Annotated in this window: 12 protein-coding genes; all 12 read right to left on the bottom strand. The window is 67.5% G+C overall.

Translation table 11 applies throughout. From position 1 onward, the window contains the following. Positions 1–143: 143 nt before the first annotated feature. Entirely contained in the window at positions 144–1,157 is a 1,014-nt protein-coding gene (locus tag EV643_RS22385) for a glycoside hydrolase family protein (RefSeq protein ID WP_133802068.1), read from the bottom strand. A 10-nt stretch (positions 1,158–1,167) separates the two neighbouring features. Continuing rightward, positions 1,168–3,051: a glycoside hydrolase family 32 protein gene (locus tag EV643_RS22380; protein ID WP_133802067.1), complete on the bottom strand. Its 1,884-nt coding sequence runs from the start codon at positions 3,049–3,051 to the stop codon at positions 1,168–1,170. After that, the gene (locus EV643_RS22375) at positions 3,048–4,640 is read right to left on the bottom strand and encodes an ABC transporter substrate-binding protein (RefSeq protein ID WP_133802066.1); all 1,593 of its coding nucleotides are present in this window, start codon (positions 4,638–4,640) and stop codon (positions 3,048–3,050) included. Before EV643_RS22375 ends, EV643_RS22380 begins: the two co-directional genes overlap by 4 nt. A gap of 70 nt (positions 4,641–4,710) precedes the next feature. After that, positions 4,711–5,658: a carbohydrate ABC transporter permease gene (locus EV643_RS22370; RefSeq protein WP_133802065.1), complete on the bottom strand. Its 948-nt coding sequence runs from the start codon at positions 5,656–5,658 to the stop codon at positions 4,711–4,713. A gap of 1 nt (position 5,659) precedes the next feature. After that, positions 5,660–6,589 carry an ABC transporter permease gene (locus EV643_RS22365; RefSeq protein ID WP_238165724.1) on the bottom strand — a complete coding sequence of 310 codons (930 nt, stop codon included), beginning with the start codon at positions 6,587–6,589 and terminating at the stop codon, positions 5,660–5,662. Beyond that, positions 6,589–7,620: a LacI family DNA-binding transcriptional regulator gene (locus EV643_RS22360; protein ID WP_202869701.1), complete on the bottom strand. Its 1,032-nt coding sequence runs from the start codon at positions 7,618–7,620 to the stop codon at positions 6,589–6,591. Before EV643_RS22360 ends, EV643_RS22365 begins: the two co-directional genes overlap by 1 nt. A gap of 143 nt (positions 7,621–7,763) precedes the next feature. Continuing rightward, positions 7,764–8,759 carry an aldo/keto reductase gene (locus tag EV643_RS22355; RefSeq protein ID WP_166665538.1) on the bottom strand — a complete coding sequence of 332 codons (996 nt, stop codon included), beginning with the start codon at positions 8,757–8,759 and terminating at the stop codon, positions 7,764–7,766. Between the two features lie 61 nt (positions 8,760–8,820). Beyond that, positions 8,821–9,501 (bottom strand): DUF3592 domain-containing protein, encoded by a 681-nt coding sequence (locus EV643_RS22350; RefSeq protein ID WP_133802063.1) that lies wholly within the window; start codon positions 9,499–9,501, stop codon positions 8,821–8,823. Positions 9,502–9,734: 233 nt separating this feature from the next. Further along, positions 9,735–11,186 (bottom strand): multicopper oxidase family protein, encoded by a 1,452-nt coding sequence (locus EV643_RS22345; protein ID WP_238165723.1) that lies wholly within the window; start codon positions 11,184–11,186, stop codon positions 9,735–9,737. Next, a complete protein-coding gene (locus tag EV643_RS22340) occupies positions 11,179–11,592 on the bottom strand; it encodes a hypothetical protein (protein ID WP_133802062.1) in 414 nt (137 codons plus the stop codon). Before EV643_RS22340 ends, EV643_RS22345 begins: the two co-directional genes overlap by 8 nt. Beyond that, complete coding sequence (locus tag EV643_RS22335; RefSeq protein WP_133802061.1) at positions 11,589–12,041, bottom strand: DUF1707 SHOCT-like domain-containing protein; 453 nt, start codon at positions 12,039–12,041, stop codon at positions 11,589–11,591. Before EV643_RS22335 ends, EV643_RS22340 begins: the two co-directional genes overlap by 4 nt. A gap of 170 nt (positions 12,042–12,211) precedes the next feature. Beyond that, a complete protein-coding gene (locus EV643_RS22330; RefSeq protein WP_133802060.1) occupies positions 12,212–13,567 on the bottom strand; it encodes an ABC transporter substrate-binding protein in 1,356 nt (451 codons plus the stop codon). Positions 13,568–13,572 lie beyond the last annotated feature (5 nt).

Here is a 13,572-nt window from a genome sequence, read left to right as displayed (position 1 = left end):
GGTAGTCGTACCACTGCGGCCGCCACTCGACGGAGGCCGCGACGACGCGCGCCGGGTCTTCCGGATCTACCACCACCCTCACAGACGACGACCGCGAGGGATCGCGCACACGCCGACCATGGTCGCAAGAGCGTCACCTCGGCTCACAGTCCGTCAACGTACCGCGCCTTCGTTTGCAGCCGACTGTCACCAACCTGACGGCCGGGTACATCCAGCCGCAGTTCGCCGTTTGGCAGTACTGCGAGTGGGATGGGGTCGCTCAAGTTGCCGATGAATTGGCCGGCGGGGGCGTTGTGGTGGAAGGCGATGAAGGCCGGGCGGCCCGTGAGGGGGTCATCGACGATTTTGCCGGCGTATAGGGAGGCAGCGGCGTCGGCGGCGAAGAGGTGGTCTGAGAGGGGTTTGAAGGGGCCGGTTGGGGTGTCGCCGACGTAGTAGTGGGTGCCGGTGGAGGGGCCGATTCGGGTGAGTCGGTCGGCGCTGTTGGCGGCGGCGTAGGCGCAGAACAGCAAGTAGTAGCGGCCTTGGAGGTGGACGACCTGCGGGACTTCAAGGTGGCCGAAGTCGCCGGGGTCGGTGATCGGGCCGATGGGGGACCAGTCGGTGAGGTTCTCCGATCGGAGGAGGGCGACGACGCCTCGGCCGTCGGGTGGGCCGTCAGGGACTCGGGCGGTCACCAGCATCGCGTAGCCGCCGTCGGGGTCGGCGAACACGCACGGGTCGCGCCAGCAGAGGTCCGGCCAGACCGACAGGTCGAGTTGTTCGAAGTACGCCGGGTCCGCCTCGAGGATGAACGCGTCGTCCTTGGCCCAGGTGGTCAGGTCGGTGCTGTACGCCCGGCCGATTCGTTGCCGTAGGCCATCATCGCCGTTGCAGATGCCGGTGTAATACATCCACCAGCCGCCCTCGACCCGCAGCACCGAGCCGGTCCACGTGGCCAGGTCGTCCCAGGCACCCGCGGATCCTGGGCCGAGGGCGTCCGGCAGGACGGTCCAGGTGCGCAGGTCCTGGGACACGGCGTGACCGATCCGGGCGTTGCGGTGCCGCAGGTCGGGGTCGCCGAGCGCGCGTGGAGCCTTCAGGAAGAACAGGTGGATGTCGGGCCCGTCGGCGGCGAACCAGAAGTCCCAGGTCCAGTGGTCGTCGAGTGCAAGCATAGGCAGTCCTTCAGTTATCGGTCCCGGCCAAAAGCCAGGCTTGGAGGGTGGTGATCCGGGTACGCCGTCCCGCCGCGACGGTCAGCGCCGGCGGTCCAGAGCTGACGTCGATCCGGGTGGTCAGGCTGAGGTGGTCGCCGAGGTAGGCCTCGACTATCGAGTGGTCGACGAACACCCGCAACCGCAGCTCACCGCCAGGCAGTTCGGCAGGGCCTTCGTCGTACGCCATCGGCCGCCAGACGTCGTACGCCGCCGCACCCGGCCGGAGTACGCCGAACACGCGACGCATCGGGTCGACGACCAGCTCGGCAGAGAGCTCGTCGCCAACGGTGAGCCGGATCCGGAGCGGGTCGTCATCGGCCGGTAGGACAGCCTGCAGATCGAGTTCGAGCTGCATTCCTGAGAAAGGCTCGGCGTCAAGCTGTTCGGTTCGCAGAGCTTCGAGTTCACGCACAGGCTGGACTGCCAACCGGCCGTTCGCCAGTGAGAGTTCGAGCGGAAGCCCGGCGTTGTGCGCCCAACCTCCGGCGTACTGCGCCTCCGGGCTCCGGCCGTCCTGCGCGATGGACCACAGGATAGTCCGCCCGTCGTCGAGCACGTTTCCGCTCGGGCCGGTGAAGTGGCGGCCGACGTCGAACCGGCGTGGTTCGGGGTGATCCGGCGTGAAGGTCGCCGAGACCGGGTCCCAGCGACCGATCCAGTGCACAACCTCCACAACCGTGTCCGCCGGCCGATCCCGCCACCACGGACAGACCAGCAACACGTGCCGACTCAACCCGTCCCCGTGAACGGGCAGCAGCACCGGCAGCTCCCACATCTCCCCCGTCTCCGGGTACGACGCTTGGTCGCCGACGAGCAACCGTCCACCCACAGTCCATCTCTCTCCATCGACGGACCGATAAAGCAACGCAGTACCGCCGCGACCCACCACACCGGCGCCGACGAGCATGAACCAGCCGCTCTCCTCCCGCCACACGAACGGGTCGCGGAACTGCCCGGCCGCCAGATCGGGCTCGTCCGGCATCACCACCAGCAAGGCATCGTCAGCAACCCAGCCGTCACCGGCTCGACGGGCCACGGCTACAGCCTGATCGGGCTCCCGACGGAAGTCTCCCGCGGTGAAGAACAGCAACGGCTCGCCGTCGTCGCCGAGCACGCTGCTGCCGCTCCAAATCCCGTCCGGCGCGACCGGCACGCGGTCCGGTGCGAGCGCCGGAGGCAGATGCGTCCAGTGCACCAGGTCCTTGCTGATCGCGTGGCCCCACTCGATCGCGCCCCAGAATGGTCCACGCCGATTCGCCTGATAGAAGAGGTGGTGGACGCCGCCGATCTGGATCGCACCGTGCGGCTCGTTCATCCAGTTCGCCGGCGGCATGAAGTGGTACTCCGGCCGATTCGGGTCCTCACCACGCAGCGACCGCAGTTCGGCGACGACGTCCAGATCGGGTAGATCCGGCCGGCCGAGACCAACGCGTCGAGCCGCCGCGGCCGGATCGGTCAGCACCTGTACGTCGGCGAGCTGCCCACAGGACGACTCGTCGGCACCGTCCGGCTGGTCCGCCCGGCGGCCGAGCACCGGCGTACCGGACGGCAGCGGACCGTACCAGGACGCACTCGCCGCCAACACGCCGTCGACCGACAGCTGAAGCTCTGATCCTGTCGCGTGCAACGTGAGCCGAGCCCAGCGACCAGGCACCAGCGGCTCCGCGCCGACCAACTCGCACCGCCGCTCGCCATCCCGTACCTCAAACGAAGCCCGACCCCACCGGTCATGCCCGAGCGTGACGTGCTGGTCGTCGCCGTCACCCCAACTGACCAGGCCGGACGGCCGGCCGGTCAGCGAGGTGAGGGACAGCGCCGCGAACGTCGCCTCGACCAGGATCGGACCGCTCACTTCACTCCTCGGTGCCGGTCGTACGCGGTCTGATAGACCGACATCAGCTCGTCGAGTCCCGCGCTCTTCAGTTGCGCGAGGTAGGTGGCCCAGTCCTTCTCCACCCCACCGCGAACGATCCAGGCCGCCCGCTTCTCGTCGACCAGCGCCTTGAGCTCGGTGCTGATCTCGTTCACCTGTTGCAGTTCCTCCTGGGTGAAGAACACCAACGGATACGACTGCTTCTCGGCGTACGGCAGGTAGGTCTTCTCCAGATCCTTCTGCCGCTGCGCCGCCCGCGGCTCGGGCGCGACCACTGCCTTGAAGTCCTCCTTCAACACCACTCGCGGCCCACCGGGCGCGATCCGCTGCTTGCGCTCGCCCGCGCTCTCCCCGGCCTTGTCCGGCATGCTCACCAGTACTCCGGACGCGTCCTTCTGCAGTCCTTCACCGATCGGCCCCCAGGCCACCTGCGCCGACATCACCGGGTCGTAGAGGCGGTCCACCCAGCGCATGGTGACCTCCGGGTACTTGTTCACCCGGGTGATCGCGAACGCGTCTCGGCTGTAGTCCCCGCCGTTCGCGCGGCCGACGAGCCGGCCGGCCAGACCCTGCAACGGTGCCATCAGCGCGTAGTCCTTGACCCGCCCGGCGCCGACGACCTCCTCGGTCTCCCACCAGACGAACGAGCCGACCACCGGGTCCTTGCTCTTGCCCTTGGCAAGGTACTGCTTGTCCGTCTGGGTGAATGCCTCGCGATCGATCAGCCCCTCGGCGTACCACTTGTGCAGCGTCGCGATCGCGTCCCGGTACTGCGGCTGCGAGGCCGTGTGGATCACCTTGTCGTCGCGGACGATCCGGTGATCGGGGTTGTCCGGCATCCCGGACAGCGCGGCGAACAGGTCGCCCACGTCGGCACACCACCAGTTGCCGATGAAGCTGAGCGGGATCTCGTCGGCCTTGCCGTTGCCGTTCGGGTCCTGCGTCTTGAACGCCTGCAGCACCCGGTAGTACTCATCGGCTGTCGTCGGCATCGGCAGGCCGACCTTGGCCAGCCAGGTCGTGTTGATCGACCAGAAGAACGGGACCGCGCCGATGCCCAGTTCCTCGGCCGCCGGCAATGTGTAGATGTGGCCGTCCGAAGCGGTCACCGCGGCCTTGATCTCGGGGCGCTTCTCGAAGATCTTCTTCAGGTTCGGCGCGTACTTGTCGATCAGCGACTCCAGCGGGACCAGCGTCCCGTTGGCGCCGTTGACCGCGATGTCGGCGTCGCTGAACCCGGTCCCGTAGAAGGCGTCCGGCAGATCGCCGCTGGCCAGCAGCAGAGCCTTCTTCTCCTTGTAGACGTTCTCCGGCAGATTCTCCCACTTGATCTGTACGCCGGTGTCGCCTTGCCACTGCTTGACCAGCGTCATGGTGCCGTAGTCCGGGGCGAGCGGCGCCTTCTGGCCGGAGAACCGCAGCGTGACCGGCTGATCAACCAACGGCAGCCCGGTCTCCCGGAAACCGACCGCGGCCGAATCCCCCGAGACCTTCGTGCTGTCGTCGCCCGAACAGCCGCTGACCAGTCCCAGCGACAGTACGACGGCGATGGTGAGGACCTTCTTCATGCCAACCTCCTCAACGGAGTTATACGTATGATGTGAGTCCGTCCCGGGGCGCGGACGGGGTGGTGAACACTCAGCCCTTGAGCGCGCCGGCAACGCCGCCACGGTTCAGGTACTTCTGCGCGAACGGTGACACGATGAGCAACGGCAGCGTGGAGACGACGATCATGCCGTACTTCACCAGTTCGCCGACGCGTTGCTGTTCCGCGTACGACGCCAAGTCGCTGCTCAGATTGCCCGTGGCCGACAACTCGGACTGCACCAGGATGTTGCGCAGTACGAGCTGCAGCGGGAACTTCGACTCGTCGGTCAGGAAGATCAGCGCGTCGAAGAATGCGTTCCAGTTCCAAACCAGGTGGATCAGCACCAGTACGGCGACCAGCGGTTTGGCCAGCGGGAGCACCACCTGGAAGAAGAACCGCAGCTCGCTCGCGCCGTCCAGCTGGGCCGCCTCCCGCACCTCCCCGGGGATCGCGGAGCGGAAGTACGTGCGGGCGATCAACAGGTTCCACACCGCCACCGCGTTCGGCAGCACCATCGCCCACACCGTGTTGAGCAGGCCGAGATCCTTGACGACCAGGTAGCGAGGGACCATACCGCCGTCGAAGAACAGCGTGATCAGGAACAACGCGGTGATCAGGTTCCGCCCCGGCAGGTCCTTGCGGGACAGCGCATAACCGGCCGACAGGATCAACGCCACACTGAGGGCGGTCGCCAACGACGTGTAGAGCAACGAGTTCCCGATCCCGCGCCAGACTCTCGCGTCACCGAGCAGCCGCTCGTAACCGTCCAGCGTGAAACCTTCCGGCCAGGCCCAGACCCGCCCGTCGTTGACGGCATCCGGCTCGCTGAACGAGGCCACCACGATGAAGTAGAGCGGGTACACGATCGCCAGCACAGCTGCGCCTAGCACGCCCGCCGCGACCACTGTGTAGACGCGATCGCCGAGGCTACCGCCGGTCCGGCCCCGGCGCCTTACGCCGATGACTCGGCGGGCCGTGACCTGCACGGTGCTGCCCATCTCATATCCCCTGACCCCGGCGAGCGCGCCGGACGACGACGTGGAACGTGACCAGCAAGGCGAGGTTGATGACGGAGTTGAACAATCCGATCGCGGCGCTGTAGCTGAACTGCGCCTGCTGCAACCCGGCCTGGTATACGTAGGTCTGGATCACCTGGGAGGTCTCCCGGTTCAGTGGGGTCTGCATCAGCAGCGCCTTCTCGAAGCTGACGTTCATCAGGTTGCCGACAGCAAGCATGAAGAGGACCACCACGGTCGGCAGGATGCCCGGTACGTCGATGTGCCGGATCCGCTGCCAGGTGTTCGCACCGTCGACCCGGGCCGCGTCGTGCAGGGCCGGATCGATCGCGGAGAGCGCGGCCAGGTAGATCACCAGCTGGAAGCCGGACTCCTGCCAAACCGTCGAGGACACGAACAACGGCCGGAACCACTCGGGCGACCCCATGAAGAGCACCGGCTCACCGCCGAACAAGGTGACCAGGTGGTTCACCAGGCCCGACCTCGGAGACAGCAGCACGTACATCATCCCGACCACGACGACAGTGGAGATGAACGTGGGCGAGTACAGCACTCCGTTGACGAACTTCCGCAGCCGCCCGTCGCGCAGGTTGTTGACCATCAACGCCAGCATGACCGGGACCGGGAACGCGACCAGCAGGTTGACAACAGCGAGCGTCAGTGTGTTCTCCAGCACCCGCTCGAACTGTGGTGAGCCGAAGAACCGCTCGAAGTGCTGCCAGCCCACGAACGGGCTGCCGCTGAATCCGTCCACCGGGTTGTAGTTCCGGAACGCGATCTGGACGCCGTACATCGGCCAGAACTTGAACATCACCAGGTACACCAGCGCGGGCAGCACCAACAGGTAGACCTGCCACAGCCGGCCCATCCGCCGCAGAACCCCGGGTGGGCGCGAGATCGCGACCTGGCTCATCATCGGTCCCCGACCGAGCCGCGTTCGACCAGCGGGCACTCGACCGCGTCGACTCCGGCACCGCTGCCGCCGGCCAGCAGCCGGGCGACCCCACGTCGGCCCATCTCGGCGAACGGCAACGCCATCGTCGTGAGGCCGGGCCGCAGGTGCGCGGCGATCAAGGTCTGGTTGTCGAACCCGATCACCGAGACATCGTCGGGAATCCGCAACCCCAGGTCGGCGGCGGCCTGATAGGCGCCCCATGCGGTTCGGTCGTTGGCACAGAAGATCGCGGTCGGCCGCCGCTTACGGTCCAGCAGCCGGGCGGCATGCCGGTACGCAGTCTCGGCGTCACCGTCACCGCGCTTGACCAGGGTCCGGTCGAGCTTCAATCCGGCGTCCTCGATCGCATCGACGAACCCGCGCTCGCGTTCCACGACGGCCGGCAACCCGGACTCCAACGTGTTGATGTTGATGAACGCGATCCGTTCGTGCCCGTGGTCGATCAAGTGTCGGGTCGCCGCGCGGCCACCGGCGTACTCGTCCGGCACGACGGCCGGCAGCGAGCCATCCTCGGTCTCGGCGTTCAGCACCACCGTCGGCACCTCACGCAGCGCCGCCGGCACCTTGAGCCGGCGGTGGTACATCGCGGCATAGACGATGCCGTCGACCTGCCGGGACAGCAACGAGTCGATGCCGCGCTCCTCGAGATCGCGGTCGCCGCCAGTGTTGACGATCAGCATCAGGTGACCGTCGGCCCAGGCGCGGTCCTGCGCTCCTTCGATGATCTCGCCCGCGAACGGGGTACTGGCCACGTTGTCGCCGATGAAGCCGAGCAGCCGCGAATGCCCCTCCCGCAAGGATTTGGCCGCCGAGTTCACCCGATACCCGAGCTGCGCGACCGCGGCCAGCACCCGGGCCCTGGTCTCGGCGGAGACCCGGGAGCCCTCGACGTCGTTCAGCACCAGGCTGACCGTCGCCTGACTCACTCCGGCCGACCGAGCCACGTCGTGCATGGTCGGACCGGACCGCTCGGACCGCCTCGGCGTCATCCGGCACCTCCGCTAGTTATACGTATCACTAGATTCTGCGGTTGAACGTACGCCGATCGAAGGGAGCACGTCAACACCTCGGGACGCGAGAACCGGCGGCCGGATCTCTTTGGCCGCCGGTTCTCGCGTTCGCCTTCCTCAGGTCACTGGCGCTCAGGCGAGTCGGCCATCAGATCGTCGATCTCCTGCCTGGTTGCGTCGGGCAGGGGGCCGAAGGGGATTGCGGCCGCGTGTTCGGCGGCTTGCTCGGGGGTTCGTGCGCCGGGGAGGGGGATGATCGCCGGGTCCAGGGCCCAGAGGTAGGCCAGGGCGCCTTGGGTCAGGGTTCTGCCGCCGGTGGTCAGTAGTTCCCTGACCTTGTCGAGGCGCTGGAGCCAGTCGGCCATGGCGTCGTCGTCGAAGTACGTCCACCACGGAGTGTCTCGGCGTACGTCGTCGAGCGCCGGGCGGTTCGAGAGGTCGTATTTGCCGGTGAGCAGCCCCATCGCGAGCGGCGTCCGGGCCAGGACAGCCAGGCCGTGCTCGCGTGCGGCGGCAAGCGATTCGGCTCGATGGCCAAAGACGTTGATCTGCATCTGCGCACTGACCGCGTGCGCCGACCGGCCGAAGGTCGCGACGACGGCGGGGGCGTCGACGCTGGTGCCGAACGCCTTGATCTTGCCGGCGGCAACGAGTTCCTCGAGCGCCGCGACGATCACCTCCGCCTCGGCGGCGTTGTCCGCGCCGCCGTGCAACTGGTAGACGTCGATGGCGTCGACCTTCAGCCGGCCCAGGCTCGCGTCGCACGCCTTACGAATGTCGGCGGCGGTCGGCCGACCGGCCGCGGCCACACGGCTCTCCTCGTCGAAGGTGTTCGCGAACTTCGTCGCCACGATCACCCCATCACGAACATCCGCCGACAACTGCCCGAGCGCCTCCCCGACCACCCGCTCACTGTGCCCCGCGCCGTACACATCAGCCGTGTCGAACAATCGCACCCCACCCTCGATGGCAGTGTGGATCATCCGGATGCTCGTCTCGTCGTCCACCTCACCCCACCCGGCCGGGCGGCCGTCGTACGTGAACGGCCCTCCAATCGCCCAGCACCCGATACCCAGCGCACTCGTGGTGCGCCCGCCCAATCTCCGATCAGTAACCATGCCCCCGAGCATCCAACCTGGAGTCCACTCCAGGTCAACCCTTGACGACTTCAGCCGGAGATCAGCCGAAGCCGACTGCGAAGGCGACGCCGAGGCAGGCGGCGGTGATGACGAGACCCAGTAAGGCGTCGTACCAGTGGAATGACCAGTCGGCCGTAGCGAGGATCACGATCGTGGGATCCGACGGATCGACGACCACCTCGACCTTGTCGCCGACGACCGGGGGCTGATCGAGTTGATCGGCGCCATCCAGGTCGACGGGATGGCCGTCGCCGGGGCGCGCGACCTTGACGATCCGGTCGTCCTGATCCGACCACTTGTCTGCCTCTACCGAAACCACTTCGACCTGGTGCACCGGTCCGGCCTCGACCAGGCGCTGGTTGTCCCGGACGGCCCAGATCCCCAACGGGAGGATCGCCAGTGAGCCCAGCACCAGGACGACGCCGACGATCATCCGCAGTACGGTCAGTGCTCCGAGGCCGTGATCCGCGGCTCGACGGGCCCGCCGGCCGAGAGGACGAACCGGGCGGGGTTTGGTGAGGTCCTTCCACCAGGTGCGGTTCTCGACCAGGAAGCGAGCCGGGTAGCAGGCCGCTCCGGCGATCGCCGCGCAGATGAGTGGATTCTCGAAGAGGAAGCTGGGGCGGGTCAGCCAGCCGATCAGGTACAGCAGACCACCGCTCGAGGTGAAGAAAGCCAGCAGGATAAGGAGCTGCCGACCGTGCAGGTCATCCTCACGCACTTGCCCACCCCATGCTCAGCAGTATGTAGCCAACCCGGGGGTCCTCCTCACTCGGGTTCGTTGTGGTCGACGTACCGATGTACAGGAGGTAGTCGGCGGCCGGGGCATTCGTGGGCTGGTCTTCAGTCGTGGAGAGCTCCCGAGCGGGTACTACCTCATGTCGATCGGTACAGACAACGCGGCCGTACGCCACCGGCGCGGCTGCCGATGGCGGGTTGTGGGGGCGCTGACCCTCACTCGGGTTCGTTGGCGGCGTCTCCTCCGATTTGGTAGGGGGTGGTTACGCCTTCGTACATGAGGTGGGTCATTAGGCCTTCGGAGGCGTGGGGGAGGTTGTGGCAGTGGTCCATCCAGAGGCCGGGGTTGTTGGCGACGAAGGCGATTTCGTAGGTTTCGTTGTCGTTGACTTCCAGGGTGTCGATCCACCAGGGGGAGCCGGTGGAGGGGACGCCGTTGCGGGAGAGGACGACGGCGTGGTGGCCGTGGAGGTGCATGGGGTGGGATTGGCCGGACGAGTTGACGATCTTCATGCGGACGGTGTCGCCTTCGGAGACCATGAACATCGGGACGTCGGGGTACTTGTGGCCGTTGATGGTCCACCAGAGGCCGGGGACGCCGTCGAGGAAACCGGGACGGCGGCCGATGCGGTACTCGAAGTTCCGGTTGGCCGCGGCTGGGTCCAGGCCGAGGGGTGCGGGGGTGCCGTAGGTCAGGAGGTCGACGGTCGCTGAAGGTAGCGGGTCGGTTGGGGCGGTCGAGCCTGGTGGGCCGATGGTGAGGGAGGCCGAGCCCGTGTCCAGGCGGACTGCGCCGGAGGCGGGGATGGTCACGTCGAAATCGGCGCGGGCGCCCGCGGCCAGGGGGAAGGTGTCTGTGGTCGGGGTTGGGCCGTGGAGGTCGCGGCCGTCTACGGCGAGGACGCGGTATGGGGCGCCGACGAGGCCGGTGCGGATGAGGGCGTTGTCGGTGTTGATCACCCGGACCCGGAGCCGGGTGCCGGGCGCTACATCCACATGCTGTGAGCCCGTTCGGCCGTTGATGGTTCGGCGGTCGTCGTAGCTGTGGATCGCGGCGACCACGTCACGCTCGGCAAGACCGGGCGGCGAGCTGACGATGGCGCCGAAGAGGCCGCCCCGGACCTCTTCGCTGGAGACCTGGTGCGAGTGGTACCAATACGTCCCGACCTGAGACGCACGGAAGCGGTACACATGCTTCTGACCAACCCGTACTGCGTCCTGGGTGACGCCGGCTACCCCGTCCTCCGCGTTGGGGACATCGAGTCCGTGCCAGTGCAACGTGGCTCCGTCGGGGACCGACTCGTTGACCAACGTCACCTGGACCAGGTCGCCAAACCCAGCCCGGATCAACGGACCGGGTGAAGTGCCGTTGAGGGTGTAGCCGTCGACGGTTTCGCCCGACGCCAGGGTGAACTTCTGCTTCCGAGCAACCAGGGTGACCGCGACATCCGGCGTACCGGTCTTCGGGCCGGTCAGGTCGGCGACGGTTCGGCCATTGTGATGCTCGTGACCGCTGGACGCGGGGCCGCCGCCGTAGTCGGCGTACCCCATGTCCATGGCGGAGTACGTGCCGGGGACCAGACTGGCCGCCCACAGGTAGGCCAGTGGTACGAGGACCACCAGCGCCACCCCGAGGGCGACCAGCCGGTCCCGAAGCCGCTTAGACACTGGTCGCGGCCGGGGTTGTGGTCGACGCCCGACGGGAGGCCGCGCCCGCGACGCCGGCGATGGCGAGGCCGTTGATGCCGTGCAGTACGCCGAGCGCCGGGAGCCCGAAGGACACCACCGCCAGGAGGAACTGGACGACCACCAGGCCGAGCACGATCGCGGCCAGCATCCGTCCACGCGGTACGTCGGTCAGGAAGGACACGATCAGGAACACCAGGGCGACCAACCCGATCGCAGTGCCCGCGATGCTGTGGTAGCTCTGGCCGAAGTTGCTGTAGTCCGCCCCGATCGTGACCCCGTCCTCGGCGTCGCCGGCGATGGTGAACCCGGCCAACGCGATCGACGCGACCTGGAGCACCACCGCCAGGGCGATCAGCGACGCCAGCGCCCGGTACGCCGTCCTCATGCCCGGCTCTCCCGACGGCGCTTCGCGAACAAGACCACGCCCGCGATGATCAGCAGTGGCAGGAACGGCGGATGCCCACCGCCGACCACGCAACCGATCGTGGCGATCAACGCGATCGCAGCCAGCGCGATCAGCACCGGGAACGGGATCTTCCCGAGCGGACCCTTCGCCGCCCACGGCGGTCGGCCAGGACCACGCTTGTACTGCGAACCGCCCGCGCCGGCACCGTGCGCGGAGGCGCCGGCGGACGCCCGTTGGTCGCCTGGGAGGTCGGCGAAGAGAGCGGCCAGGTCAGCCTCGGTCTTCGCCTGCAGGGCCTCACCGACGCGCTCCTGGTGTTCCTCCGCGCTCAGCCGGCCGGCTTCGTAGTGCGCGCCGAGACGCTTGACCGCGTCCTCGCGCTCCTGGTCGCCGATGCGGATCGGCCCGCCCGGCCTCTCGTCAGTCATGACACTCCTCGGTGCTCGCAGTTGTTCCGACTGCACCGATCGTGTCGTTCCGACCCCCTGTTCCGCGTCGCCTCGGCGGCTACACCTCGCCTACCGCCGGGGGAGCACACTGCGCCGCCAGACGCAGTACGACGTACTCCCCCGGTGGTACACCAACCCCGGGGAAACCCTCAGGACGCGGCTGAGAGGATCTGATTCACCTCGTCGTTCGCCTCGGCCAGGGACGAGGGGTCCTTCTCGAAGGCGAGCACCGACTCCATCGCGGGAGTCATCACGGCGTTGACGTCTGCGGAGTTCGGGTTGGCCGGGTACGCGAACACGTCCCCCGCCTCCACCGGCTCCAGGAACGGCGTCACGTCCCACCCGTCAGCGGCGAACGCGGCCTTGGCCGCCGGCATCGACTCGGTCACGGCCGGGAACACCACGCCCGCCTTCGCCACGATGTCCTGCGCGGTCTTCGACCCGAGGAACTTCACCCACGCCCACGACGCCTCCGGCCGCGTGGTGCCCGCCCAGATGGTGTCCGCGAGACCGTTCATCATCGACATCCGCTTGCCGACCGGGCCCTGCGGGAGTCTGGCCAGCTTGGTCTTCACCTGCTTCAGACCGGCGTAGGTGCCGAGCATCCAGGATCCGTTCGGCGTCATCCCGTACTTTCCGGCGCCGAACGTCGTGGTCACGTCGACCCCTGACGTCGCCTGCGCCAGCGTCGGCATGTATCCCTTGGTGATCAGGCCGCGCCACCAGGCGATCGTCTCGGTGAACTTCGGATCGCCGTAGAAGAACTTGGTGCCCCACGGCTCACCCTCGGAGTACTTCCAGCCGTTCGACGCGGCGTACCAGCTCCAGCTCGTCTGACCGTCCGAGCCGCCGGCATCTGCGAAGCCGAGTCCGTAGACCGCGACGTTCTTCTTGTCGAACCCTGACTGGTCGCCACGGCGGCCCTTCGAATCCACCGTGAGCCGGGCGACGATCTGCTCGAAGGTGCCGCCGTCCTGCGGATTCCAGGTCATCGAGTTCAGCTGCTCGGCACTGATTCCGGCCGCCTCGGTCAGTGCGCTGTTGTAGAAGTAGACCTCGGTGTCCCAGTCCTTCGGCAGGCCGTACCGCTTGCCGTCGGCACCGATCCAGCGATCCGCCAGCCGGGGCTGGTAGATGGTCAGGTCGAGGTTGTCCTGGGCAACGTATTCGTCGATCGGCAGGAGCTGGTCCTTGGCCGCGAACAGCGGGTACCTGGACGAGTGCGAGGTGAACACGTCGGGTGCCGTCTCGGAGATGAAGCCGGTGACCAGTTTGCTCCAGTAATCGTCCCAGCCGTACTGCTCGATCTTCACGCTGTACTGCGGGTTCTGCTCGTGGAACACCTTCGCGCACTCGGTGTACATCGGCAGCTGGGCCGAGTCCCACAACCAGTAGATCACCTCACCGGTCCCACGGGACGCGGCACCGTTGTTGCAGCCGGCCACCGCCGGGGCGACCAGTCCGGCCAGCCCGGCCTTCAAGATGGTACGTCGGGAAATGTTCATCGCGG

The sequence above is a fragment of the Kribbella caucasensis genome (genome assembly GCF_004361855.1).
GTDB classification, from domain to species: domain Bacteria; phylum Actinomycetota; class Actinomycetes; order Propionibacteriales; family Kribbellaceae; genus Kribbella; species Kribbella caucasensis.
The sequence above is the reverse complement of the archived record's forward strand: the minus strand, read 5'-3'. Positions and strand labels throughout refer to the sequence as shown.

Bases quoted from the DNA above. Each gene is read 5' to 3' on its own strand.
- EV643_RS22385 (WP_133802068.1), bottom strand. From the start codon at position 1,157: ATGCTTGCACTCGACGACCACTGGACCTGGGACTTCTGGTTCGCCGCC.
- EV643_RS22375 (WP_133802066.1), bottom strand. From the start codon at position 4,640: ATGAAGAAGGTCCTCACCATCGCCGTCGTACTGTCGCTGGGACTGGTC.
- EV643_RS22370 (WP_133802065.1), bottom strand. From the start codon at position 5,658: ATGGGCAGCACCGTGCAGGTCACGGCCCGCCGAGTCATCGGCGTAAGG.
- EV643_RS22365 (WP_238165724.1), bottom strand. From the start codon at position 6,589: ATGAGCCAGGTCGCGATCTCGCGCCCACCCGGGGTTCTGCGGCGGATG.
- EV643_RS22360 (WP_202869701.1), bottom strand. From the start codon at position 7,620: ATGACGCCGAGGCGGTCCGAGCGGTCCGGTCCGACCATGCACGACGTG.
- EV643_RS22355 (WP_166665538.1), bottom strand. From the start codon at position 8,759: ATGGTTACTGATCGGAGATTGGGCGGGCGCACCACGAGTGCGCTGGGT.
- EV643_RS22340 (WP_133802062.1), bottom strand. From the start codon at position 11,592: ATGAGGACGGCGTACCGGGCGCTGGCGTCGCTGATCGCCCTGGCGGTG.
- EV643_RS22335 (WP_133802061.1), bottom strand. From the start codon at position 12,041: ATGACTGACGAGAGGCCGGGCGGGCCGATCCGCATCGGCGACCAGGAG.
- EV643_RS22330 (WP_133802060.1), bottom strand. From the start codon at position 13,567: ATGAACATTTCCCGACGTACCATCTTGAAGGCCGGGCTGGCCGGACTG.